Annotated in this window: 26 protein-coding genes; 18 read left to right on the plus strand and 8 right to left on the minus strand. The window is 70.8% G+C overall.

Going from position 1 to position 24,023, the window contains the following annotated elements:
- Positions 1-3: 3 nt before the first annotated feature.
- Together ACFQPD_RS13695 and ACFQPD_RS13700 are read left to right on the plus strand one after the other, a co-directional pair.
- Positions 4-1,071 carry an amidohydrolase family protein gene (locus tag ACFQPD_RS13695; protein ID WP_385901324.1) on the plus strand — a complete coding sequence of 356 codons (1,068 nt, stop codon included), beginning with the start codon at positions 4-6 and terminating at the stop codon, positions 1,069-1,071.
- A gap of 59 nt (positions 1,072-1,130) precedes the next feature.
- A complete protein-coding gene (locus ACFQPD_RS13700; RefSeq protein WP_385901325.1) occupies positions 1,131-2,333 on the plus strand; it encodes a S49 family peptidase in 1,203 nt (400 codons plus the stop codon).
- A gap of 1 nt (position 2,334) precedes the next feature.
- Here ACFQPD_RS13700 and ACFQPD_RS13705 read toward each other — a convergent pair whose 3' ends face one another.
- Positions 2,335-2,679, minus strand: a complete 345-nt coding sequence (locus ACFQPD_RS13705) for a metallopeptidase family protein (RefSeq protein ID WP_068750063.1) — start codon at positions 2,677-2,679, stop codon at positions 2,335-2,337.
- 200 nt (positions 2,680-2,879) lie between these two features.
- Between ACFQPD_RS13705 and rpsP the strand changes: the two genes are divergently transcribed.
- The 14 genes from rpsP to dprA all read left to right on the plus strand — a co-directional run bounded on the left by rpsP (position 2,880) and on the right by dprA (position 14,029).
- Complete coding sequence (rpsP, locus tag ACFQPD_RS13710; RefSeq protein WP_068750061.1) at positions 2,880-3,335, plus strand: 30S ribosomal protein S16; 456 nt, start codon at positions 2,880-2,882, stop codon at positions 3,333-3,335.
- Positions 3,336-3,337: 2 nt separating this feature from the next.
- Entirely contained in the window at positions 3,338-3,586 is a 249-nt protein-coding gene (locus ACFQPD_RS13715) for an RNA-binding protein (RefSeq protein WP_068750059.1), read from the plus strand.
- Positions 3,587-3,675: 89 nt separating this feature from the next.
- Complete coding sequence (gene rimM / locus ACFQPD_RS13720) at positions 3,676-4,197, plus strand: ribosome maturation factor RimM (protein WP_385901326.1); 522 nt, start codon at positions 3,676-3,678, stop codon at positions 4,195-4,197.
- Positions 4,194-4,916, plus strand: a complete 723-nt coding sequence (gene trmD, locus ACFQPD_RS13725) for a tRNA (guanosine(37)-N1)-methyltransferase TrmD (RefSeq protein ID WP_385901328.1) — start codon at positions 4,194-4,196, stop codon at positions 4,914-4,916. Before rimM ends, trmD begins: the two co-directional genes overlap by 4 nt.
- A gap of 138 nt (positions 4,917-5,054) precedes the next feature.
- Positions 5,055-5,705: a succinate dehydrogenase cytochrome b subunit gene (locus ACFQPD_RS13730; protein ID WP_068750103.1), complete on the plus strand. Its 651-nt coding sequence runs from the start codon at positions 5,055-5,057 to the stop codon at positions 5,703-5,705.
- Complete coding sequence (locus ACFQPD_RS13735) at positions 5,705-7,720, plus strand: fumarate reductase/succinate dehydrogenase flavoprotein subunit (protein ID WP_385901329.1); 2,016 nt, start codon at positions 5,705-5,707, stop codon at positions 7,718-7,720. The genes ACFQPD_RS13730 and ACFQPD_RS13735 overlap by 1 nt, the downstream gene beginning before the upstream one ends.
- Positions 7,717-8,475: a succinate dehydrogenase/fumarate reductase iron-sulfur subunit gene (locus ACFQPD_RS13740; RefSeq protein ID WP_385901330.1), complete on the plus strand. Its 759-nt coding sequence runs from the start codon at positions 7,717-7,719 to the stop codon at positions 8,473-8,475. Before ACFQPD_RS13735 ends, ACFQPD_RS13740 begins: the two co-directional genes overlap by 4 nt.
- Before the next feature lie 275 nt (positions 8,476-8,750).
- Positions 8,751-9,101, plus strand: a complete 351-nt coding sequence (gene rplS / locus ACFQPD_RS13745) for a 50S ribosomal protein L19 (RefSeq protein WP_068750049.1) — start codon at positions 8,751-8,753, stop codon at positions 9,099-9,101.
- Between the two features lie 206 nt (positions 9,102-9,307).
- Entirely contained in the window at positions 9,308-10,006 is a 699-nt protein-coding gene (gene lepB / locus ACFQPD_RS13750) for a signal peptidase I (protein ID WP_385901332.1), read from the plus strand.
- Positions 10,006-10,638, plus strand: coding sequence for a ribonuclease HII (locus tag ACFQPD_RS13755; protein WP_385901334.1), 633 nt, complete (start codon positions 10,006-10,008; stop codon positions 10,636-10,638). Before lepB ends, ACFQPD_RS13755 begins: the two co-directional genes overlap by 1 nt.
- Complete coding sequence (locus ACFQPD_RS13760) at positions 10,635-10,946, plus strand: DUF2469 domain-containing protein (RefSeq protein ID WP_353081607.1); 312 nt, start codon at positions 10,635-10,637, stop codon at positions 10,944-10,946. Before ACFQPD_RS13755 ends, ACFQPD_RS13760 begins: the two co-directional genes overlap by 4 nt.
- A 73-nt stretch (positions 10,947-11,019) precedes the next feature.
- On the plus strand, positions 11,020-11,391 hold the full coding sequence (locus ACFQPD_RS13765) for a YraN family protein (protein ID WP_068750043.1): 372 nt from the start codon (positions 11,020-11,022) through the stop codon (positions 11,389-11,391).
- Positions 11,385-12,920, plus strand: coding sequence for a YifB family Mg chelatase-like AAA ATPase (locus ACFQPD_RS13770; RefSeq protein ID WP_385901336.1), 1,536 nt, complete (start codon positions 11,385-11,387; stop codon positions 12,918-12,920). The genes ACFQPD_RS13765 and ACFQPD_RS13770 overlap by 7 nt, the downstream gene beginning before the upstream one ends.
- Positions 12,917-14,029 carry a DNA-processing protein DprA gene (dprA, locus tag ACFQPD_RS13775; protein ID WP_385901337.1) on the plus strand — a complete coding sequence of 371 codons (1,113 nt, stop codon included), beginning with the start codon at positions 12,917-12,919 and terminating at the stop codon, positions 14,027-14,029. The genes ACFQPD_RS13770 and dprA overlap by 4 nt, the downstream gene beginning before the upstream one ends.
- On the opposite strand, the gene ACFQPD_RS13780 is transcribed toward dprA, so the two are convergent.
- Genes ACFQPD_RS13780 through ACFQPD_RS13795 form a run of 4 tightly spaced genes read right to left on the minus strand, consistent with a single transcriptional unit; the run spans position 14,026 to position 18,230 of the window.
- Positions 14,026-14,904, minus strand: a complete 879-nt coding sequence (locus ACFQPD_RS13780) for an ECF transporter S component (protein ID WP_385901339.1) — start codon at positions 14,902-14,904, stop codon at positions 14,026-14,028. The genes dprA and ACFQPD_RS13780 overlap by 4 nt on opposite strands.
- Positions 14,894-16,453 (minus strand): ATP-binding cassette domain-containing protein, encoded by a 1,560-nt coding sequence (locus ACFQPD_RS13785; RefSeq protein ID WP_353081602.1) that lies wholly within the window; start codon positions 16,451-16,453, stop codon positions 14,894-14,896. The genes ACFQPD_RS13780 and ACFQPD_RS13785 overlap by 11 nt, the downstream gene beginning before the upstream one ends.
- Positions 16,450-17,571, minus strand: coding sequence for an energy-coupling factor transporter transmembrane component T (locus ACFQPD_RS13790; RefSeq protein WP_385901340.1), 1,122 nt, complete (start codon positions 17,569-17,571; stop codon positions 16,450-16,452). The genes ACFQPD_RS13785 and ACFQPD_RS13790 overlap by 4 nt, the downstream gene beginning before the upstream one ends.
- The gene (locus tag ACFQPD_RS13795; RefSeq protein WP_385901341.1) at positions 17,568-18,230 is read right to left on the minus strand and encodes a hypothetical protein; all 663 of its coding nucleotides are present in this window, start codon (positions 18,228-18,230) and stop codon (positions 17,568-17,570) included. Before ACFQPD_RS13795 ends, ACFQPD_RS13790 begins: the two co-directional genes overlap by 4 nt.
- Before the next feature lie 211 nt (positions 18,231-18,441).
- Here ACFQPD_RS13795 and ACFQPD_RS13800 point away from each other — a divergent pair, with 211 nt between their 5' ends.
- The gene (locus ACFQPD_RS13800) at positions 18,442-19,107 is read left to right on the plus strand and encodes an HAD family phosphatase (RefSeq protein ID WP_353081599.1); all 666 of its coding nucleotides are present in this window, start codon (positions 18,442-18,444) and stop codon (positions 19,105-19,107) included.
- On the opposite strand, the gene ACFQPD_RS13805 is transcribed toward ACFQPD_RS13800, so the two are convergent.
- The 3 genes from ACFQPD_RS13805 to ACFQPD_RS13815 all read right to left on the minus strand — a co-directional run bounded on the left by ACFQPD_RS13805 (position 19,088) and on the right by ACFQPD_RS13815 (position 23,210).
- The gene (locus ACFQPD_RS13805; protein WP_385901343.1) at positions 19,088-22,471 is read right to left on the minus strand and encodes a hypothetical protein; all 3,384 of its coding nucleotides are present in this window, start codon (positions 22,469-22,471) and stop codon (positions 19,088-19,090) included. The genes ACFQPD_RS13800 and ACFQPD_RS13805 overlap by 20 nt on opposite strands.
- Positions 22,472-22,575: 104 nt before the next feature.
- The gene (locus tag ACFQPD_RS13810; protein WP_385901345.1) at positions 22,576-22,956 is read right to left on the minus strand and encodes a hypothetical protein; all 381 of its coding nucleotides are present in this window, start codon (positions 22,954-22,956) and stop codon (positions 22,576-22,578) included.
- 65 nt (positions 22,957-23,021) lie between these two features.
- The gene (locus ACFQPD_RS13815) at positions 23,022-23,210 is read right to left on the minus strand and encodes a hypothetical protein (protein ID WP_385901346.1); all 189 of its coding nucleotides are present in this window, start codon (positions 23,208-23,210) and stop codon (positions 23,022-23,024) included.
- A 159-nt stretch (positions 23,211-23,369) separates the two neighbouring features.
- Between ACFQPD_RS13815 and ACFQPD_RS13820 the strand changes: the two genes are divergently transcribed.
- Positions 23,370-24,023, plus strand: a complete 654-nt coding sequence (locus tag ACFQPD_RS13820) for a class I fructose-bisphosphate aldolase (protein ID WP_385901348.1) — start codon at positions 23,370-23,372, stop codon at positions 24,021-24,023.

Here is a 24,023-nt window from a genome sequence, read left to right on the forward strand (position 1 = left end):
TCCATGGCCCTGCGCATCGCTGGAGTGTTCCTGCCCGACGACGAGCCGCGGGAGCTCTGGATCGACGGCGGGCTCCTGACCGACGAACCCGTGTCCGGCGCGGAGACCCTCGCGGAGGGGTGCTGGGTCCTGCCGGGGCTCGTCGACGCCCACTGCCACATCGGCCTGGGGCCCGAGGGCGGGGTCAGCCACGACCGCACCCTGCAGCAGGCCCGAGCCGACCTCGCCGCGGGCACGATGCTGATCCGCGACGCCGGATCGCCGTCGGACACCCGGTGGGTGCAGCAGGACGCGGCGCTGCCGCGGCTCCTCCGCGCCGGCCGGCACGTCGCCCGGCCCAAGCGGTACATCCGTCACCTGGGCGCCGAGGTGGAACCGGAGCAGCTCGTCGACCAGGTGCGCCACGAGGCGCGGTCCGGCGACGGCTGGGTCAAGCTGGTGGGGGACTGGATCGACCGGGGCGTCGGTGACCTGGCTCCGCTGTGGCCCGCCGACGTCGCGGCGCAGGCGATCGCCGTAGCGCACGAGGAGGGCGCCCGGGTCACGGCGCACTGCTTCGGGGAGCAGGCAGTGCACGAACTCGTCGCCGCCGGCATCGACTGCATCGAACACGGCACCGGACTGTCGGACGAGGGCATCGCCGACATGGCCGCCCGCGGCACCGCGCTGGTGCCGACGATGATCAACCTGGATAACTTCCCCGCCTACGCCGCCCCGGCGCAGGAGAAGTTCCCCCGCTACTTCACGCACATGATGGACCTCTACGAGCGCCGCCACCGCACCATCGGGGCCGCCATCGAGGCGGGTGTGCCCGTCTACGCCGGTACTGACGCCGGGACGGTCATCGAGCACGGCCGGATCCGCGACGAGATCGACGAACTGGCCGCGATCGCCGGCGCCGACTACGCCTTGGGCGCGGCGAGCTGGCGCGCGCGGACCTGGCTCGGTGCCGACTCCCTGACCCCCGGGGCGAGCGCCGACCTCATCGTCCTCGACGCCGACCCGCGCCAGGACCTCAGCACGCTGCGCCGCCCGCGGGCCCTGGTGCTCCGCGGCCGCGTCATCGGCTGACCTCCGGCGGCGGACCCGCCTCCGGCTAGGGTGGGCGCGTCGACCAGCAGGAGGACCCGATGACCGATCAGCAGCCCGCCTTCCCGCCCCCGTCCGTCGGCGAGCGCTCGCCCGACCTGCCCCCGCCCGGCCCCGGCAGGATGGAACCTGTCTCCGCGCCGGCGCCCGCCGCGGCACGGCCCGCAGGAGGCTTCGGACACGGCTTCGGCCTGGGCACCGGCATCGGCCTCGGGCTCGGCGTGGCGATCCTGGTCAGCTCGCTGGCGCTGGGCGCGCTCCTGATCGCGAGCTCGCTGACGCTGGTCGGCACCGCCGCGGGCTCCGCCACCACGCGCCTGGCGACCATCTGGGGCGACGGGTCCCAGACGCTGCGGGCGGTCCCGGTGGCGGGACCGATCCTGGCCGACGCCTCCGACGGCTCGCTCCTGGTCTCCGGCACGTACGGCTACGAGGTGGCCTCCGAGATCGACTCGCTCGGCGACGACGACGCCTCGGGCGTCGTGCTGCTCGTCAACACCCCGGGTGGCAGCATCGCGGGGTCGCGGGCGATCAGCGACGCGATCGTCCGCTACCGCGAGCGCACCGGGAACCCGGTCCTGGTGCACGTGAGCTCGACGTCCGCCTCCGGCGGCGTGTACGCCACCGCGCCCGCCGACGAGATCCTCGCCGACCACGGGGCGATGGTCGGATCCATCGGGGTCATCTTCGGCCCCTTCGTGTACTACGACGGCGTGATCGCCACCAGCGGCAGCCTGCTTGAGAGCGGCGTGACGACCACCGGCGGCATCACCACCGAGTACCTGACCGCGGGCGAGGGCAAGGACTTCGGCAACCCGTACCGTCCGATGACCGACGAGGAGCGGGCGGTGTACCAGCAGGGGCTGGCCAACGAGTACGACGCCTTCGTCTCCCACGTCGCGGAGCACCGGGGCATCGCCGAGGACGCCATCCGCGACACCCTCGGGGCGCACCTCTACGACTCGCGCCGCGCGCAGGAGCTCGGCCTGATCGACGGCGTGATGGGCCGGGAGGACTTCTTCCGGCACGCCGCCGAGGCCGCCGGGCTGGATCCCGACGACACGCGCGTCGAGGCGGTGCAGCCGCCGGACATGTGGGAGGCGTGGCTGGGTGTCGAGCGCCCGTTCGGCCAGTCGCCCGCCGTCGACGCCCGCGAGGGCGTGCGCCCGGCGGTCAGCGGCGCGTTCTGCGGTGGGGGACAGCCGCTCGCCTTCGCGGGCCAGCTGCCGGCGGTCTGCGGCTGACTCAGCCCCAACCCAGCTCGTGGAGGGCGTCCTCCTCGATGCCGTGGTAGTGGCCGAGCTCGTGCAGCAGCGTGACCCAGATCTCCTCGAACAGCTGGTCCTCGTGGCGGCACATGCGCGTCAGGGGGCCTCGGAACAGCACGATGCGATCCGGCAGCTGGCCGTAGCCGTACTGGTCACGCTCGGTCAGCGCCGTCCCCTCGTACCAGCCGAGCGAGTCCGAGCCGTCCTCCGGCTCGTCCTCGATGACGAAGATGAGGTTGTCCAGGCCGACGGTGAGTTGCTCGGGCAGCTGCCCCAACGCCTCCTCGACCAGCGACTCGAACGCCGCCTCGCTGATGTCCACGCCGTGATCCTAGGCGACGGGCCGCGCCGGCGTTTGGGCGCCGGTGCGGCATCTGGCACAATGTCGGATGCATCTCTGTGCCCGGGCCCTCTCAACCGGACGCAGGGGACCCAGGTTCACGTGCAGCGTGCCCCACGCGCCTGCGCATGTCCATCGCTCAACGTCTGCACCAGACTCTCAGTACAGGAGATCCCACACCAGTGGCAACCAAGATTCGCCTGAAGCGACTCGGCAAGATTCGCTCGCCCCACTACCGCATCATCGTGATCGATTCGCGCGCCAAGCGTGACGGCAAGGCCATCGAAGAGATCGGCATCTACCACCCGAAGAACGATCCCTCGGTGATCCGCGTGGACTCGGAGCGCGCCCAGTACTGGCTGTCCGTGGGCGCGCAGCCCACCGAGGCTGTCGTCGCGATCCTCAAGCGCAGCGGTGACTGGCAGAAGTTCACCGGCGACACCACGCCGGCGGGCATCGACCCGCAGCCCCCGCGCCGCGACCGTGAGGCCGAGTTCGCGAAGGCTCTCGCCGAGGATTCCGACGCCACCGCGCCGGCCATCTCGAAGGCCAAGAAGAAGGCCTCCGAGGCGGAGAAGGCTCCTGCGGCTGAGGCCCCCGCGGCCGACGACGCCGAGGCGCCGGCCGAAGAGGCCTGATCGTGCTGGCCGAGGCGCTGGAGCACCTCGTCGCCGGAATCGTGTCGAATCCGGACGACGTGACCGTCAAGGACAAGGATCTGCGGCGAGGTCGACTCCTCGAGGTCCGCGTCCACCCCGACGACGTCGGCAAGGTGATCGGGCGCCAGGGCCGCACCGCGCAGGCCCTGCGGACCGTCATCACGGCGCTCGCCGGCAAGGAGAGCATCCGCGTCGACTTCGTGGACGTCGATCGTCCGCGCCGGCGCTGAACATCGCGCGGACGCCCCGGGTTCCCCTGCGGAGCCCGGGGCGTCCGCGCGTCACGGGGCGCTCCGCCCCACGAGAGGCAGGTCAAGGGATGAGCGAGCTCATCGAGGTCACCGTCGGGCGGCTGGGGCGCGCCCACGGCATCAAAGGCGACATCGCCGTCGACGTGCTCACCGACGAGCCCGGGCGCCGGTTCCACGAGGGGGCCGAGCTCTTCATCGACGGCCGACGGATTGAGGTCGCGCGGGTGCGGTGGAACCGCGGCCGGCTGGTGGTCGGCCTCGTCGGCTATCCGGACCGCACCGCCGTCGAGGCGCTCACCGGGGCGCTCCTCACCGCTCGCGTGCCGGCCGACGAGTCGCCGAGCGAGCCGGAGGAGTACTTCGACCGGCAGCTCGTGGGGCTGCTGGTCCTGGACCATGTGGGGCGTGAGGTCGGTCGGGTCGAGGACGTCCTGCACCTGCCCGCGCAGGACGTGCTGCAGATCGCGACGGCGTCGGGCGAGGAGCGGCTCGTCCCATTCGTGGCGGCTCTCGTGCCTGAGGTCGACCTCGCGGCAGGGGTGGTCAGGTTGGCCGACGTCGGGGGACTGCTGGAGGACATCGACGAATGAGGCTCGACATCGTCACGATCTTCCCCGACTACTTCGCGCCCCTCGGGCTCAGCCTCGTCGGTAAGGCCATCAACGCCGGCACCGTCGACGTCGCGGTCCACGACCTGCGGGACTGGACGCACGACCGCCACCGCACCGTCGACGACACCCCGTACGGAGGCGGCGCGGGCATGGTCATGAAGCCCGAACCGTGGGGCGAGGCGTTCGACGCGCTGGAGCAGACGTCGCCGCTGCCCATGACCGTCGTCGTGCCCACCCCGGCCGGCCGGCCTTTCACGCAGGAGCTGGCCTACGAGCTGGCGGGTCGCCCCCGTCTCGTCTTCGCCTGCGGCCGCTACGAAGGCATCGACCAGCGGGTCATCGACCACTGCGCAGACGCCTACGAACTGGTCGAGGTGTCGCTGGGCGACTACGTCCTCAACGGCGGGGAGGTGGCGGCGCTGGCCATCATCGAGGCGGTCGTCAGACTGCTCCCGGGGGTCCTGGGCAACCCGGAATCGCTGGTGGAGGAGTCGCACTCCGCGGGACACGACCAATTGCTGGAGTATCCCAACTACACCAAGCCGCCCGTCTGGCGGGGCCGCGAGGTACCCGACGTCCTCCTCAGCGGCCACCACGGCCGAGTGGCGCAGTGGAGGTCGGAACAGGCACTGGAGCGCACCCGTACCCGCCGCCCAGATCTGCTCGGCGATGATATTCGCGACGAGAAACGCACGTAAATAGCCTAGCGAAACGCGGGTTCGATAAGTCACCCCACCGCCCTCTCGCGGGTCCAGTTGGCTAGAGTGACGTCCGTGGCAACAACACTCACCCTTCATCAACGTGCGCTGCGTTCGACGGTGGTGAAGAAGGTCATCATGGCGGTGACCGGACTCATCATGATCGCGTTCCTGCTCATGCACATGTACGGCAACCTGAAGATGTTCCTGGGTCCCGAGGCCTTCGATCACTACGCTCACTGGCTCAAGGGGACCACCGAGGACGGCGGGATCCTGTACCCGATCCTCCCGGCCGGGTGGTTCATCTGGATCTTCCGGTTCGCCCTCGTCCTGTCCGTCATCCTCCACATCTGGGCCGCGGCGTCGCTGTCGGCCGGGACGCTGAAGAACCGCGGTGACAAGTACGTGACGAGCCGCAAGAAGGCGCAGACGTACTCCTCGCGCACCATGCGCTGGGGCGGCATCATCATCGCGGCCTTCCTGATCTTCCACCTCATCCAGTTCACGATCGTGCCCGGTTCGGTCAGCGGCGGGGACGCGGACGAGCCGCACACGCTGGTGCTGGCCGCGTTCAGCCTCTGGTGGATGGTGCTCCTCTACGCCGTCTGCATGGTGCTCATCTGCATGCACATCCGGCACGGATTCTGGAGCGCCTTCGTCACCCTCGGCGGCAACACGAGCGGCCGCTCGGCACGCATCCTCAACGTGCTGGCCATCATCGTGGCGGTCGTCCTGTTCGTCGGCTTCATGATCATGCCGCTGGCCGTTCTGTTCGGAGTTGGTATCTGATGACTGCACCCACCACGACCCCCGCGGCCGTCAACGACTACTGGGTCGACGGCCAGGACATCGCCGACACCAAGGCCCCCCAGGGTGTGCCGATCGACAAGGTGTGGCAGACCCGCCAGTTCCAGGCCCGCCTGGTCAACCCGGCGAACCGCCGCAAGCTCAGCATCATCGTCGTCGGCACCGGCCTCGCCGGTGGCGCCGCGGCCGCGACGCTGGGTGAGGCCGGCTACAACGTCCTCAACTTCTGCTACCAGGACAGCCCGCGCCGGGCCCACTCCATCGCGGCCCAGGGCGGCATCAACGCGGCGAAGAACTACCGCAACGACAACGACTCCACGCACCGCCTGTTCTACGACACGGTCAAGGGCGGCGACTACCGCGCCCGGGAGACCAACGTCTACCGGCTCGCCGAGGTGTCGGCCAACATCATCGACCAGTGCGTCGCGCAGGGCGTCCCCTTCGCCCGCGAGTACGGCGGCCTGCTCGACACCCGGTCCTTCGGCGGCGTGCAGGTGCAGCGCACCTTCTACGCGCGCGGCCAGACGGGTCAGCAGCTGCTGATCGGCGTCTACCAGCAGCTCGAGCGTCAGATCGCGGCCGGAACGGTCAAGATGTACGCCCGCCACGAGATGGTGGAGCTGATCCTGGTCGACGGGCGTGCCCGCGGCATCGTGACCCGCAACATGGTCAACGGCAAGGTCGAGACCTGGACCGCGGACGCCGTCGTGCTCGCCACCGGCGGCTACGGCAACGTCTTCTTCCTGTCCACCAACGCCATGGGCTGCAACGTGACCGCCACCTGGCGGGCGCACCGCAAGGGTGCCTACTTCGGCAACCCCTGCTACACGCAGATCCACCCGACCTGCATCCCGGTGCACGGCGACACGCAGTCGAAGCTCACGCTGATGTCCGAGTCGCTCCGCAACGACGGCCGCATCTGGGTCCCGAAGCGGGCCGAGGACTGCGCGAAGGATCCGCGGCAGATCGCCGAGGAGGACCGCGACTACTACCTGGAGCGGATCTACCCGTCCTTCGGCAACCTGGTCCCGCGCGACATCGCGTCGCGGCAGGCGAAGAACATGTGCGACGAGGGCCGCGGCGTCGGCCCGGCCGTCACGGAGCGCGACGAGCACGGTGTCGAGCGTCAGGTCCGCCGCGGCGTGTACCTCGATTTCTCGGACGCCATCAAGCGTCTCGGGCAGAAGGCCGTCGAAGCCAAGTACGGCAACCTCTTCGACATGTACCAGCAGATCACCGGTGAGAACCCGTACGAGGTGCCGATGCGCATCTACCCGGCGGTGCACTACACCATGGGTGGCCTGTGGGTGGACTACGACCTGCAGTCGTCGATCACCGGCCTGTACGTGACCGGCGAGGCCAACTTCTCCGATCACGGCGCGAACCGCCTCGGTGCCTCCGCGCTGATGCAGGGCCTGGCGGACGGCTACTTCGTCCTGCCGAACACCATCAACGACTACCTCGCGGACGCACCGTTCGACAAGGTCGGTCAGGACCACCCCGCGGTCGTCGAGGCCCGGGAGTCGGCACAGGCCCGCATCGACAAGCTGCTGAGCATCCGGGGCACCCGCTCGGTGGACTCGTTCCACAAGGAACTCGGCAACATCATGTGGGAGTACTGCGGCATGTACCGCACCGATGAGGGTCTGAAGAAGGCCATCCGCCTCATCCGTGCGCTCAAGCAGGAGTTCTGGTCCAACGTCCGGGTCACCGGCGTGAACGAGGACTTCAACCAGGCCCTGGAGCGGGCCGGCCGCGTCGCGGACTTCTTCGAGCTGGGCGAGCTCATGTGCATCGACGCCCTGCACCGTCGCGAGTCCTGTGGCGGTCACTTCCGGGGTGAGTCCCAGACCGAGGACGGCGAGGCGCTGCGTCACGACGACGAGTTCCTCTACGTGGGGGCCTGGGAGTGGGGCGGCGAGGGTGGCAAGCCCGTGCTGCACCGAGAGCCGCTGAACTACAAGGCAATCGAACTGAAGCAACGGAGTTACAAGTGAAGCTCAAGCTACGTATCTGGCGTCAGGCCGGCCCGGAGGTTGCCGGCCGGATGGTCGAGTACGACCTGGACGGCGTGTCCGAGGACATGTCCTTCCTGGAGATGCTTGACCTTCTCAACGAGAATCTCACCAACCGCAACGAGGAGCCGGTGGCGTTCGACCACGACTGCCGCGAGGGTATCTGCGGCATGTGTGGCGTGGTCATCAACGGTGTCGCCCATGGCGCGCCGGAGGGTGTGCGCACCACGACGTGCCAGCTCCACATGCGCTCCTTCGCCGACGGCGCGACCATCGACATCGAGCCGTGGCGTGCGGGTGCGTTCCCGGTGATCAAGGACCTCGCGGTGGATCGAACCTCGTTCGACCGGATCATCCAGGCGGGCGGCTTCATCTCCTCGAACACGGGCTCGGCGCCGGACGCGCACTCGACCCCCGCCCCCAAACGGGAGGCCGACGAAGCGTTCGACAACGCCACGTGCATCGGCTGCGGCGCCTGCGTCGCGGCGTGCCCGAACAGCTCCGCGATGCTGTTCACGGCGGCGAAGATCACGCACCTGGCGATGCTGCCGCAGGGCCAGCCCGAGCGCTACCGCCGCGTGAAGTCGATGGTGGCGCAGCACGACGAAGAGGGCTTCGGCAACTGCACCAACATCGGCGAGTGCGCGGCGGTGTGCCCCAAGGGCATCCCGCTCGAGTCGATCTCGAAGCTGAACCGCGATCTCATCGCGGCGATGTTCAAGGCCGACGGGAAGTGAGTTCGCTCCGGCAGTAGCCGGAGAGAACTCAGCTTGAGTACAGGACGAGCCGCCAGGCGAGTCCGCATCGACATCTGACGGGTGGGCTCTCGGGGACTGTCCCCGGGAGCCCACCCCGCATTTCATGCGCGGCCCGGTGTCTGCCATAATGACAAGTCGTTGCCCGCAACCGGGCAGCCCTGATCCACGCAGCTCCTGCCATGGGGGGAACGCCTGCGCCGGACCCAGGTAGGAACTACCCCGCGGTGACCTGTGGCACTGACGGAAGGCTGATCATGACCAACAAACTGATCCTCGAGATCGACAAGGCCGCTCTCCGCGACGACCTGCCCGACTTCCGCCCCGGCGACTCGGTCAAGGTGCACGTGAAGGTCGTCGAAGGCACCCGCTCGCGCGTCCAGGTGTTCGCCGGCGTCGTGATCTCCCGCACCGCCGGTGGCGTGCAGGAGGCCTTCACGGTCCGCAAGGTGAGCTTCGGCGTCGGCGTCGAGCGCACGTTCCCGCTGCACAGCCCGATCATCGAGAAGATCGAGGTCGAGCGCCGCGGTGACGTCCGTCGCGCCAAGCTGTACTACCTGCGCGGGCTGCGCGGTAAGGCCGCCAAGATCAAGGAGAAGCGCGACTGAGCGCACGCTCCGCGTCGTAGGACCGCCGGTGACATTCGTCACCGGCGGTCCGCTGCGTTCGGGGCAGGAGCGCGGGCGGTATGCTGGGGCAGCGTTGCCGCCCCGCCGAAGGACTGACATTCGTGGAACCGACCACCGATCGCCCCGATGACGTGCGGCCGCCTGAGCCCGGGCGTCCGAGTTTGGGGCGTCGGCTTCTCTCCTGGGTGACCGAGGGTGTGCTCATCCTCGTGGGCGCCGTCGTCATCGCCACCCTCCTGCGCAGCTTCGTCGGGCAGATGTTCGTGATTCCCTCGGGGTCGATGGAGAACACGCTGCAGGTCAACGACCGGGTGCTGGTGGCGAAGTTCGGCGGCTTCCAGCGTGGCGACGTTGTGGTGTTCGAGGATCCGGGCGACTGGTTGGGGGCGACGGAGCCGACGACCAATCCCGTCAAGATCGCCCTCGAGTTCGTCGGTGTGCTCCCCAACTCGGGGACCGAACACCTCATCAAGCGCGTGATCGGGATGCCAGGGGACCGGGTGCGCACCACCGACGACGGGCGGATCGAGGTCAACGGCGCCGTCCTCGACGAGACGCCGTATCTCTACAGCGAGAACGGCGTGCAGGTCGCCGCCGTCAGCGTTCCCTTCGAGATCATCGTGCCGGCCGACCGGATCTTCGTGATGGGCGACCATCGCAACGCGTCGGCGGACTCGCGGTGTCGCCTGGCTGACGTGTCGCGCAACCCCGGGGCGAGCGCCTTCGTGCCCGTCGACAACGTGGTGGGCGCTGCCGTGGCCATCGTGGCGCCGCTGGACCGGCTCGCGACGTTCTCGCTGCCGGAGACCTTCACGACGGTACCGGCGGCCACCGGCGAGCCGCCCGCCGAGCCCGAACTGATCCACGTGGAGCCCGGTTGCTGATGATCCGGCTGGGACGCGGGCCGTACGGCTATGAGCGCGCGCTGGTCCGGGCGGGGCTGGGGCCGGTGGCCGGCGCCGACGAGGCGGGCCGTGGGGCGTGCGCGGGGCCGCTGGTGGCCGCCGCGGTGATCCTCGACCCGGGGCGCCCCATCGAGGGGTTGGACGACTCCAAAGTGTTGAGCGCGGAGGCGCGCGAACGGCTGCACGGTCAGATCATGTCGCGGGCGGTCGCCGTGGCCGTCGCGGTCGTGGAGCCGAGCGAGTGCGACGCCCTCGGCATGCACCAGGCGGATCTGCAGGGGCTGCGCCGCGCGGTCGGCCGGCTGGATGTGGCCCCCAACTTCGTCCTCACCGACGGATTCGCCGTCGACGGGCTCGGGGTGCCGGGGCTGGCGATGTGGAAGGGCGACAAGGTGGCGGCCTGTGTCAGCGCCGCGTCGATCGTCGCGAAGGTCACCCGGGACCGCATCATGGTGGCGCACGACGCCACCTACCCGGAGTACGGCTTCGCCGTCCACAAGGGATACTGCACCTCCGTCCATCAGGCCGCGCTGGACCTGCACGGCCCGTCCGACATCCACCGCTGGTGCTTCGACAACGTGGTGCGAGCGGCTAGAGTGAGAAGACCATGAGCGCCGAAGACCTTGAACAGTATGAGAGCCGGCTCGAGCTCGACCTGTATCGCGAATACAAGGACGTGGTCGGCATCTTTACCTACGCGGTGGAGACCGAGCGGCGCTTCTACCTCTGCAACGCGGTGGATCTCAAGGTGCGCACCGAGGGCGGTGACGTCTACTACGAGGTGTCCATGGGCGATGCCTGGGTCTGGGACATGTACCGCCCCGCACGGTTCGTGAAGTCCGCCAAGGTCCTGACCTTCCGCGACGTGTCCATCGAGGAGATCGCCCACTCCGAGCTCCAGGTGCCCGAGAACAAGTGACACCCACCGTTTCCTGTGGATAACGGGAAACGGACGCCACGTCCGCCGATCACGGGTCCGGAGGTGGTCGACGATGGAAAGACCGACGCAGGCGCTGGGGCGCCGTGGTGAGGAACGGGCAGCCGAGTTTCTCGAGGAGCGCGGCTGGCGAGTGATCGCCAGGAACTGGCGCTGCCGCGAGGGCGAGATCGACATCGTGGCGGTGGAGCCCGATGGCCGGACGCTCGTCGTGGTCGAGGTCAAGAGCCGCTCGGGCACCGGCTACGGGGCTCCGCTGGAGACCATCACCTACGCCAAGGCGTGCCGGCTCCGGCGGCTGGGCACCCTGTTCGTGCGCGAGCGACGGCTGCGGCCCCCGCGGATCAGGGTGGACGCCGTCGGGGTGCTGTGGCCGCGGGACGGGGAGTGCGAACTGAGCTACGCCCGGGGGATCGACGAATGGTGAGGCCACGGGTCTGGTCGGTGGCGCTGTCGGGGATCGACGGCTTCCCGGTGGAGGTGGAGGCCGCCACCGGCGGCGGCCTGCCGAGGGTGCAGCTTGTGGGCCTGCCGGACGCGGCCCTCAGCGAGGCGAAGGCCCGGGTCCGGGCGGCCGTGCTGGCAACGGGGCTCGAGTGGCCGCCGGGCCTGGTGACGATCAACCTGTCGCCCGCGAGCCTCCCGAAGGGCGGCACTCACTACGACGTGGCGGTCGCCGTCGCGGCCCTCATCGCCCAGCGGGAGGTCGAACTGGTGTCCTCGGTTCGGACCGTGCTCATCGGGGAGCTGAGCCTGGACGGGCGCATCCGGAAGGTGCGCGGCGTCCTGCCGGCCATGCTGGCGGCCGCGAAAGCGGGATTCGAGCGCGCCATCGTTCCCGCCGGGCAGCAGGACGAGGCCGCCCTCGTTCCCGGGGTCACGGTGTGGGGCGCCGGTCGCCTCGCGGAGGTGATCGACCTGCTGACGGGGAAGCCGGTGACGAACCCCACAGAGGCGGCCGACGCCTCGTCCCCGCCCTTCGACGGGCCGGACGGTTTCGCCCCCGACCTGTCCGAGGTCATCGGCCACGAGGACGGGAAGTTCGCCCTGGAGGTGGCCGCCGCCGGCCGCCACCACCTGTTCCTGCACGGCGCGCCCGGCGTGGGCAAGACAATGCTGGCCGCCCGGCTGCCGTCGATCTTGCCGGATCTCGACGAGGAGGAGGCCGTGGAGGTCTCCGCGGTGCACTCGCTGGCCGGGCGGCAGCTCACCGGCCTGATCGTGCGGCCCCCGTACGCGGACCCGCACCACTCCGTCACGCCGGTGGCGCTGGTGGGCGGCGGCACCGGCGAGCTTCGGCCGGGGGCCATCTCGTTGGCTCACCGCGGGGTGCTGTTCCTGGACGAGTGCCCGGACTTCGGCACCAAGCTCGATGCCCTGCGCACGCCCCTGGAGAAGGGCACGATCACGGTGAGCCGCGCCCGGCACTCCGCCACGTTCCCCGCTCGGTTCCAGCTCGTCCTGGCCGCGAACCCGTGCCCCTGCGGCCGCCATGGACTGGCGGGCATGGACTGCACGTGCGACCCCCTGAAGGTTCGCCGCTACCAGGAGAGGTTGAGCGGACCCATCCTGGACCGCATCGACATCAAGCATCAGATGTCGTCGGTCAACCGGGTGCTCATGGAGGTGGGCTCGGTGGCCGCGGAACCGAGCTCCGCGGTGCTGCAGCGCGTCGTGGCGGCGCGGGACCGGCAGCGGCGGCGCCTTGCCGGCACCCCGTGGACCACCAACGGAGAAGTGGCCGGGTCGTACCTGCGTCAGCAGCTGCCACTGCCGTCGGACCTCGGGGTCCTCAACACGGCGCTGCAACGGGGCACCCTCAGCGCCCGCGGCGTCGACAAGGTCCTGAGGCTCGCCTGGACACTCGCGGATCTGTCGGGGCGGGACCGGGTCGGCGAGCGGGAGGTCAGGGCGGCACTGCAGCTCAGGCAGGGCGACATGCGGGGGGCAGCGTGAGCGCGGGGGAGCGCCGCGCCAGGATGGGGCTGTGCGGGCTGGGGGCCATGGGTTCGCCGGCGGTGGCCGAAGCCGTGGCCGCGGTCGGAGCTGAGGCGGTCTGGGAGGGGCTGCGCGCGGAGATGGAGTCGTCGGCCATGGGCCGTCGGGCGGCGGTGGTGGACCCGGACGTCATCGCGCGCGCGACGGCGGCATGCGAGAGCCGGTTCCTCATCCCGGGCGACTCCGAGTGGCCCGCGGAGGTGGACCTCCTCGCCGGGGTGTCGGTGGGGGGCCAGGCCGGCCCCCCGCTGGGCCTCTGGGTGCGGGGCACTGAGCTGTCCGCCTTGACCGGCGGCGTGGCGGTGGTGGGGGCGCGCGCCTGCACTACGTACGGGGAGCAGGTGGCGGCGACGCTGGCGGCCGACGTGGCCGCGGCGGGGCGTCCGGTCGTCTCGGGGCTGGCGTTCGGTATCGACGCCGCCGCCCACCGGGGAGCCCTCGGGTCACGCGGTCTGACGCTCGGCGTCGTGGCCAGCGGCCTCGATCAGCCCTACCCTTCTGCGAACGCGCGGCTGGCGGACGCGGTGATCGGGCAGGGCGCGCTGGTCTCGGAGATGCCGCCCGGATATCGGCCCACCCGATATGCGTTCCTGGCCCGGAACCGGCTCATCGCGGCCCTCTCTGCGGCGGTGGTCGTGGTGGAGGCCTCCAATCGGTCCGGCGCGAAGAACACGGCGTCGTGGGCCGCGGCCATGGGGCGCCAGGTGATGGCCGTGCCGGGGCCGGTGACGTCGTCGTTGACGGCCACGCCACACCGGCTGATCCGCGACGGCGAGGCCGTGCTGGTGACCTCGGCCGACGACATCCTCGGACTCCTGGCGGAGGTCGGCACCGTCCCCGAACCCTCCGGTCGCGGAGCGAACCGGCCGATCGACCTGCTCGAGGAGGGGCCGCGCGAGATCCGTGAGGCGGTCCGGCCGCGGGAGAACGTCACCATCGCCGAGTTGTCGGCACGAACGGGCCAGACCATGCTCGACGCCATGGCGAACGTGGGCTCGCTCGTTGAGCGGGGCTGGCTGGAGGAGGCGCTCGACGGCACGGTCAGCCTCCCCGGGCGGCGCCGTTAGGCGGCCGAGATCCGGGTCGGCTCGTCGTCCAGGCTGGTGGCCCGCGCGTCGGGCGCGGCGGACGGGATGACCCGGGCCATCCCCGACGCGCGGCGCAGCACGGTGAGGACCGGGCGCCCCAGCACCGCCAGCGCGAGGGTCGTGGTCAGGGCGCGCCCAGTGTCCCAGCCACCGGTCGACGTCAGCAGCGTGAACCAGCCGAACCGGGTGAGGTTGTCCAGGAGCGGGGCTCCTGGGACGTAGTCGAGGCTGCCTCCGGTGCCGGACACGAAGGGCCAGAACCACATGTTCATCATGGCCCCGTAGGCGTAGGCGGACAGCACGCCGGCGACGCAGAGCATGACGATCTCCGCGCGGCCGGACACCCGCCGCGGGAGCAGACCGGCGGCGAGCCCCACCCAGGCGGCGCACAGCATCTGGAACGGCAGCCAGGGACCGATGCCCGCGGTCAGGAACGCCGAGGCGAACATCGACGTGAAGCCGAACAGGTACCCGAATCCCGGCCCGTAGGCCCGGCCCGCCAGCACCAACAGGAAGAACACCGATTCGATGCCGGCGGTCCCCACGCCCAGCGCTGGTCGCAGCGCGGCGTTCATCGCCGACAGGACGCCCAACACCGCGAGGGTACGGGCGTCGATCCCGCCCTCACTGAGCTGGGCGAGCACCAGCATGAGGATGATGGGCAGCAGCGCGGCGAAGATGAAGGGGGCGTCGTCGGCGTGCTGCGGCGTGACGCCGATCGCGGGGATGACCAGCGGCCAGCCCAGGGCGACGAGTCCCAAGGCGCTGGAGAGCAGGATGACGGACCACGTGCGCCAGCCGAGCGAGACCCCGACCACGGGGGCGGGGATGAGGACCGCTGTGTCACCGCGCATCGAGGAACTCCTCCACAGTCAGCAGCGGGATGGGATTGGCGACCTTGGCCACCTGCGTGGCCAGCAGCGCCGACCCCGCCAAGACGTCGCGGGTGGGCCCGTCGGAGACCAGCTCCCCCTCGGCCATCACGACGACCCGGTGACACGTCTGCGCGACCATCTCGACGTCGTGGGTGGCGATGAGCACAGAGCGGCCCTCCGCGGCCATGTCGGCGATGATCTCGCTCAGCACCGCCTTGGCAGCGTAGTCCAGGCCGCGCGTGGGCTCGTCGAGCAGCACCACCCCGGGGTTGCCGACCAACTCCACAGCCAGGACCACGGCCAGCTTCTGCCCCTCCGAGAGGTCCCTCGGATGGGCCGCGAGCTCGATGCCCGGGACCAGGCGTTGCAGGAGCTCCGCCGTCGTCCCGTCCTCGACCCCCGCGGCGTCGTCCGCCGCGGCGCACTCGGCGGCGACGCTCGTGAGGTACAGCAGGTCGGTGGGGGTCTGGGGCACCAGGGACACGGCGGCGCCGTCGTGGACGGTGACGGTGCCGGAGCGGCGGGGGCCGGCCCCGTGCAGCGCCCACATCAGGCTCGACTTCCCACAGCCGTTGCGGCCCATGAGGGCGGTGACCTCGCCGCGGTGCAGGGTGAGGTCCACACCGTCGACGGCCACGTGATCGTCGTAGGCCACTGTGACGCGGTGGCCGGTCAGCGCCGGCGGCCCCGGAGGCGGCGCCGTCGGCAGGGCCGGGCGGCGCTCCATCCACGCGCGGCGCTGCTCCGACGCGGCCCGGCGCCCCTCGCGGATCGTGAGGGGCAGCGGCGACCAGCCCAGCTTCGACCCCAGCTCGACCAGCGGCGGGCGGACCCGGGCGCCGGCGAGCATGGTCCTGGTGTCGCCGTGCCGCACGTCGTCACCGACCAGCAGGACGCTGTCGGCGAACTCGATGACCCGCTCCATGCGGTGCTCCGCGATGACGACGGTGGTCCCGAGGTCCCGGACCAGGCGGCTCACGATGGCGAGGACCTCCTCCGCGGCGATCGGGTCCAACGCGGACGTGGGCTCGTCCAGGGCCAGGACGCGGGGCGAGGTGGCGAGCACGCTGGCGATCGCGACGCGCTGCTGCTGCCCACCGGACAGGGTGCGCAGGGGCCGCTCGCGGAGATCCGCGATGCCCAGCAGATCCAAGGTCTCCTCGACGCGCCGGCGCATCTCCGCGGGGGCGAAGCCGAGCTGCTCCATGGAGTACGCGATCTCGTCCTCGACGGTGTCCGTCACGAAGCCCGCCAGCGGGTCCTGTCCGACGTATCCGACCGTGGTGGCGAGCTCGCGGGGCGGCAGGAGGGTGGTGTCGCGGCCGTCGATGAGGATGCGCCCCGCCCTGACCCCGCCTGTGAAGCGGGGGACCAGATTGTTCAGGCACCCGAGGAGCGTCGACTTGCCGCTGCCGGTCGGGCCGACGACGAGGCACAGTTCGCCTTCGTCGATCGAGAAGGATACGTCGGACAGCCGGAGCGTGGCGTCGCCCGCGTAGCGGAAGGAGATCGCGTCGAAGCGGATCACGGTGCAGTCCTGGAGGGGGTCGGGGCCGGCGCCACGAGGGCGGGCAGGGCGGCCAGGGCGACCGCCACGAGCAGCAGCGGAGTGAGGGCGGGCCACACCAGCGGGACGGTCGTGGGGTCGAGCACGCGGGCGTCGCCCGCGGCGAGCCAGCCGACGATGCCCGCGGCCCCCGCGCCGCAGGCCAGCACGATGCTCTCGTCCGCGGTCCATCGGATCGGGCGGTACTGCGTCCGGTGGACCGTCGCGCCGGAGGCACGCAGGGCCAGCACAGCCGCCGCCAGCCCGGCGACCAGCAGCAGGGTCGAGACAATCGGGACGCCCAGGACGGCGACATCGTCGGACCGGGCCATGAAGCGGAAGGCCCAGGCCCCGATCAACCCCATGGCCAGCATCCCCAGCAGCAGCGATACCCGGGCGGAGCGGCCCTGGCCCGCGGCGCGCCCGAATCCGCGCACATCCATCGAGGCCGCCAACGCGAGCGAGCGCTCCAGCGCGTCGGTGAGGACAGGGACCACGATCGTCTCGACGGCCCGGAGGCGGTCGCGCCGGCGCCGCGAGGGCTGGCGTCGGCGGAGCTTGCGCGCCCGCAGCACACGTTGGAGCGACTCGCCGAGCTGGGGGAGGGCGCTGACGGCCACGATGATCACCGTGCCCAGCTCATAGAACGCGCCGGGCAGGCTGGCCAACAGCTTGCGCGGATTGGCCAGCGAGTTGGCGGCACCGACGCTGACGACGATCGCCGCCAGTTGCAGCCCGCCGTAGAGTCCGGTCAGGAGCGACTCCAAGGACACCGGCCCGAGGAGCCGGATCCCCTGGACCCAGTCCGGCAGCGGCACCTCGGGGAGGTCGAGCAGGACGGTCGGGCCGCCCGCACCGAACAGGACGCGGAAGGCGAGTCGCAGCACGACGATGAACAGGGCGAGCCACAGGTAGAGGGAGAAGGAGCGCCCCCACGGGGTGCTGCCCCTGCTCGTCATCGTCACCGTGATGACCACCCCGATGAGTGCGGCGAGCAGCAGCGGGTTGGTGGTCATCGATGCGGCGGTCGCGAGCGCCAACGCGTAGCCCCACCACGCGAAGGGGTGGAGCTGGCGCGCTGACGCTCGCGGTCTGGTCACTGGCCGCGGCGACGCCACCAGATGAGCCCGCCCAGCGCGGCGAGCAGGGCGACGGCCGCGACGCCCACGATCGTGCCCGTCGGGGTGCCGGTGTCGGCGTCCTCGGCGTCGTCCGCGGGGGCGGCGCTCGACGCGGGGGACGCGTCAGCGGACGGGGCTGCCGAGGTGCTGCCGGCAGCAGTCGCCTCGGGGGAGGCGGCGGGCTCCTGCTGGGCCAGCGGGTCGTGCGCGGGGGCCTCCTGCGGCTTGTTATAGTCCGGCAGCAGGCGCCAGCCGATGACCTGGCCGGCCTCCGGCTTCAGGTCCGCGGCGCCGACCTCGGAGAACGTCCACTCGCCCAGCTGGCCGTCCTCGACGGGCGCGGTCCAGAGGCTCCACCACTCGGGGTCCTCGCTCGTGACGCCGTCGATGGTGGTGTAGAACACGCCCTGGTCGGCCGCGAGACCGGTGCTGACCAGCGCCTCGGTGCCGGTGGCGAACTCGGTGGCGCAGGCGCCCGTGACGGTGTCGTCGTATTCGACGTGCACCCACACGTTGCCGGCCGTCACACAGTCGGCGGCGGTGCCCTCGGCCGCCGCGGGAAGCGCGACGGCGAGCAGGCTCACGGAGCCGACGACGCAGGACGCCAGCGCCGATCGGCGCAGGGTGATGGGGGACATGTGGACCTCTATCCGTTGGTCCGTCGGCCAAGGGTCTCCGCTGGTCGCGACGGAAGTGAACTACCTTTTCATCGGGCAGCGGTCCGACTCCCCTGGGCGGGATCACGGTTGCGCGACAGTTCCGGGATCTCACCGGATTCGACTGGCCGACGGCGTTACCTTACCCCACCACTAGGGTGTGGATATCTTCAACCCCGAAGGAGTGAAGCCCATGCCGCCCCAGGCCGTCGTCTTCGACATGGACGGGACCCTGACCGACACCGAGGCGACGTGGGACGTCGTGCGGCGCGGGCTGGCCGAGCAGGCCGGCCGTCCGTGGCCCGAGGGTGCCACTCAGGCGATGATGGGGATGAGCACGGGCGAGTGGAGCGCGTACCTCGTCGAGGTGGTCGGGCTCCCGGTGACCGCCCCGGAGGCGGCCCGGCTCACCGTCGAGGCGATGGCGGAGCACTACCGTCACGGCATCGATCTCCTCCCCGGCGCGGTGGCGGCCGTGCGCCGGATGGCGGAGCGCTACCCGGTGGCCATCGCCAGCTCGTCGCCGCGTCTGCTCATCGACACCGCGATCGACGTCATGGGCCTGGCGGACGTGCTGGCCGCCACGGTGTCGACGGAGGAGGTGGAGCGCGGTAAGCCGGCCCCGGACGGCTACCTGCGCGCGTGCGAGCTGCTCGGGGCCGACCCCCGCCAGTGCGTCGCCGTCGAGGACGCCCCCAACGGACTGCTGTCGGCGCTGGCCGCGGGCATGGCGGTCGTCGCGGTCCCGCCGCACTTCCACCCGCCGGCGGCGGACCTCCTGGCCCGCACGACCGTCATCGAGACCCTCGACGAACTCACGCACCAGCTCGTCGCCGGCCTCACCCCAGCTGCCAGCTGACCTGCCGTCCGAGGGTGCCGATCAACCGGCGGTGCGACCCGCCGGCCGCCGACTCCGCCAGCTGTGCCTCCATGGCGGCGATCCGTGCCGGGATGCCCAGCCGCTGCGCCGCCACCGCGTTGGTTGGCTCGTCGACGAACTTGCGCATGGCCGCCAGCGCCCGCCGCTGGTGCGCCAGCTCGGACTCGTGCAGCGCCGACACCCGAGCGCGGTACCACTCGGAGGCCAGGACCTCGTCCCGGTCGAACATGCGGCGGAAGGTCTCGTCGTGCAGCGTGAGTCCGTTCCACGTGCCCGTCGCCATGATCTCCAGCAACGCCCTGATCGGCGGCACGGCGAGCTCCGCGGTGCCGTCGTCCAGGTACGCCCTGGCGACGCGCTGGTGCGTGGTGACGATGGTGTCGACGGAGGCCACGTAGGCCTCAATGTCCTGCAGCTCCGGCTGCAGCATGTTCTCCGAGAACACCACGTGGGGGTGCATGAAGATGCGGCCGAAGTACTTGGTCTGGAACTTGGCCGTCATGCGGTAGCCGAGGCGGCTGGCCTCGACCAGCCGTCCCTCGTGCTCGATGTCGGGGACGGCCTCGAGTGAGCCTTCGGCGATGAGGGCGGCGGCGTCGCGCTCGCCGGGGCTCATGCGGGAGAACACCTCGGGCACCAGCAGCGATATGTCGTGATCGACCCGCACGTTGGGGCCGATGACGCCCGCGCTGGACAGCCATCCGTCGTAGCCCGTGAGCGCGAAGGACAGGAACGCCGCGTTGAGGTCGATGACCGACGGCAGCGCGTTGAAGGGCCCCTTCGTCATCGCGCCCTCGGAGCCGGCGCCCGTCGTCGACGGCGACTTGCCCGTCATGGACGAGATGAACTCCATGAACAGTTCCGGCAGCTCCATGTAGTGGAGCGGGGCGTACGCGCACAGCGGCGGCACACCGTCCTCGGCGGCGTTGTTGCGGCGGCCCGCGGCGACGATGTCGATGGGCAGGCGCAGCGGGGCCGACATCGGCAGCCCGCGGTGGATGCGCGACACCAGCTCGGCCAGGGCCGTCTCCTTGGGGCGGGCGATGTCCGGGCGCACCTGCAGGTAGCGCGGGTTCTTCGACCGGGCCCCGTTGATGAGACGGGGGTGGGCCGAGGAGACGAAGTACTCGTGGCTCGGCTTGTCGGCCTTCGCCACCTTGCGGACCAGCTTCTGGATCGGCTTGGAGAACCGGGAGAAGGCGATGGCGTCGTTGACCAACCCCTTCGCGTCGCGGGTCGTCAGCGGCTCGAAGTTGCTGAGGAACGCGCCGGAGGCGATGTCGTACTCGGCCTGCTTGTCGTAGCCGCGGTGGATGGCGTCGTCGGGGCGCTGGAACAGCAGCTGTTCGCAGTTGCTGACGAACTTGCGCGACAGCCCGTCGGACCGTCCGGCCTCGTCGGCCGGGACCACGATGCTGGCCGTGATGTCGTCCTCGGTCTGCACCTTGGCCGCGGGATGGTAGTCGTGCCGGAGCCCGAACAGCCGCCACGATCCGTCGGGGGCGAAGCCGACGCGCAGCATGTTGACGGTGATCTTGTCGCCGTCCAGGCGCAGGGCGTGGCCCGCACGGCCGTTGATCCGGCCCACCGAGAAGTGGGAGGCCCAATCCCCGCCCCACTCGGGGCGGTAGAAGCGCTTGACGACGAAGACGAGTTCCTTGATGTGGTGGGGGATGGCGTCGACCCACGCGTTGTACTCGTCGGTGTAGTCCGGGCTGGGGGTCAGCAGCTTGATGACGCTGCCGACGCTGCGGGTGTCGGACAGCAGCGGGCGATGGTCGCTCGCGGCCGGGTCGCGGAAGCGGGTGGAGAAGTCGTGGTCGACGATCGCCCCGACCATTGCCATGTCCTCGACGAAGTCCGCCACGTACGCGTTGCCGAAGACGAACGCGTCGGTGATGGACTTCGAGATCTCCGACTTGCCGCCCCCCGACACGGTGGCCGGCTTGTGGCACGACGTGGCGGCCGGCGCGGTGCCGAGCAGCGTCCACTGGTCGCCGTCGGCGGCGATGTGGGCGAGCTCCACCACATACCCGTCCGGGCTGACGTAGTAGGTGTCGGCGCGCAGCGCGATGGCGCGGGGTTCGCCGTCGGACTCCCACGTGATGGTGCTGTCCCGCAGCGAGTACGTGGCGCCCTCGGGGACGAGCACGATATGTGGCTGCTCCCGGTCGACGGCGTGCCCCTCGGCGCGCCGCACGAAGCGCTCGGGGTCGCGGGCGATGACCGCCTCCAGGGTGCGCTCCGGGTCGCTGCTGCCGCCGTGGGTCCAGGTCTGGCCCAGGTTGTAGCGCGGGAAGGTGATGGCGCCGCCGGCATGCTCCTCCTCGACCAGGCCGAGCAGGTTGGCCGCGTAGCTGATCTGGGCCTTGACCTCCTTCTTGCAGTAGCCGAAGTAGTTGTCGGCGATGACCGTGACGATGACGCCGCGCTCGTCGCGCGCGCATGCCTTGAAGGCCGTTCCGCCGTTGTAGCGCTCGGTCTCGTCTCGCCAGCACATGCCGTCGCGGCGCTGCCGTGGTGTGGCGTCGTCGTAGTGGGGGAGCCCCAGCTCCTTCTTCGTCAGGTGGATGAGATGGGGGGCCAGGACGACCATGCCCGTGTGGCCCGTCCAGTGCTCCGGGTCGAGCGAGGAGTCGTTCTCCGGCAGGTATGGGTCGCCGCCGTTGCCGAAGATGCCCTCGACGAAGTCGAGGTTGGCCATGAGGGCGGCCGGCGCGAAGAAGCGGGTCTCCATCCGGCGCTCGACGGTGAAGCCGGGCACTTCGGGGACGACGATCGGGCGCAGGAGCAGCGACACCCAGCACGTCGGGCGCTCGGGGGTCTCGGAGGTGTAGGGCAGGACCATCGCCTCAGCCGGCGGCTGGAACGCGTGCTCGAGGAGGCGGCCGAACACGTCGCGCGGGACGGCGATCTTGTCGTCCTGGATCGGCAGGCCCCCCTCGGCGACGTGGAAGACGCCCTTGGTGGTGCGCCGGTCGTTGGCCGGGTTGTGCAGGATGCCGTTGACGAGGCGGTAGCTGGTCAGCAGGTCGGAGGAGAAGGTGTCGCCGTCGACGGGGAGGGACATCTGGCGGGCGAGGCCGGGCTGGTCGAGCACCAGGGTCTGGCGCGGGAGGCAGGGGGTGGTGCCGGTGCCGTCGAGGTAGCTGTCGAGGAAGCCCTGGATGCGGCTGTCGACGGCGGGGAGCCGGTGCGCCAGGCGCCGGTTCAGCTCCCGCTGCCGCGCAAGGATCGGGCGCACCAGGTCCACGGCCCGGCCCGCCGCCCCCGCATCAGGCAGGGGCAGGCCGAGCAGGCCGAGGCGCAGGTTGATTGCTGCAGTGTCCGCGAAAGTCGCCATGCTCCACTATGGACAGGGGCCCCGGACCAGCGAACGGGGGGTGCCCCCGAGCGCTCTGGCAGCGCCCTTTAGGATGACGCCCGCGTGGTGAGCCCCGCGCGACGTCAGGCGGAGGCCGCCCGGTGCACGTCCTCGATGGCGTCGATCACCCGCTGGTTGAGGCCCTCCAGGTGCGCGAAGTCCTTCGGCGGCGCCCCCCGGAAGAGGGGACGCACGCAGGTGAGCACCTCGAACAGGTCGTCGCGGGTGAAGGTGGACCGGCGGGCCAGCAGCCGCAGGTCACCGCGCGAGTTGTGCAGATCGCGGAGCCTGCCCCGCCATCCGGGGTTGGACAGGGGAGCCTCATCGGATTCCATGGCCTCGATCAGGGCGGTGAGGGCTTCGATCAGGTCGCTGACCTGGGGTTGGACGGAGTCGGGGGAGAAGGGCGAGACCGTGACCTCACCGTCGTCGTCGCGCCCCAGCAGCCTGCTCAGCAGTCCCATGTGTGCCCCCTTCGTCGTCGATCAGCACACCCTAGCGCGGGGTCCCCGGGTGCGTCGGGCGGGGATCAGTCGAACCGGCTCTCGCTCTCGTCGTTCGGCAGTCGGCCGAGCGAGTCCGGCGGCAGCTCATCCGCGATGGGATGGTGGGCGTGTGCCCCCGAGCCGGGGTCCAGCACGGTGTGGCCGGGGACGGTGTCGGGTTCCAGTACGTCCTCGCTGGGATGAACCTCAGGGTCGTACGCGTCGTCGCTCATCGGGACTCCTCAGACGTCGGTGGGATCGACGTTACCGCCGTCGGCCCTCCGGTGGGTCCGTTTCGCTTGACGTCGCTGGGCCCGGTGGGACACTGGAGATGAGCGGGCGACGGAGCCCGGGGCGACCGGATCCTCGGCACGATCCTGTTCGTCGACACGATGGACCGCGAGGTCGCCGGCCTGCCCACGCCGCGGTATCTCTGGGACGTCAAGCAGGTGGTGCCGATCCTCAAAGTGGACAAGGGCCTCGCCGAGGAGCGCGACGGCAGCCAGCTGATGAAGCCCATCCCGGGCCTCGACGAGCTGCTCGCCAGGGCCAGGGACATGGGGGTCTTCGGGACGAAGATGCGCTCGCTCGTGTCCCTGCCGGGCGCGGCGGTGCGGGAGGTCGTGGAGCAGCAGTTCGACGTCGGCCGCCAGATCTTCGCGGCCGGGCTGGTGCCCATCCTGGAGCCAGAGGTCGACATCAAGAGCCCGGGCAAGGCGGAGGCCGAGCGGCAGGTTCATGACGCCCTGATCGAGGGGCTCGACCCGCTCCCAGACAGCGAGACCGTCATGCTGAAGCTGACCCTCCCCGACCAGGACGACCTGTACGCCGACCTTGTCGCGCACCCGCGCGTGCTGCGCGTGTTCGCGCTGTCGGGCGGCTACACCCGCGCCGAGGCGACGGCCAGGCTGGCCCGGCAGCACGGCGTGGCCGCGAGCTTCGCCCGCGCGCTGATGGAGGGGCTGCTGATCACCCAGAGCGACGCCGAGTTCGACGAGGCGCTGGACCGCTCGATCGCGGAGGTCTACGCGGCCTCCATCACCTGA

It is taken from the genome of Tessaracoccus sp. O5.2, assembly GCF_964266725.1.
Lineage (GTDB): Bacteria > Actinomycetota > Actinomycetes > Propionibacteriales > Propionibacteriaceae > Arachnia > Arachnia lapidicapta.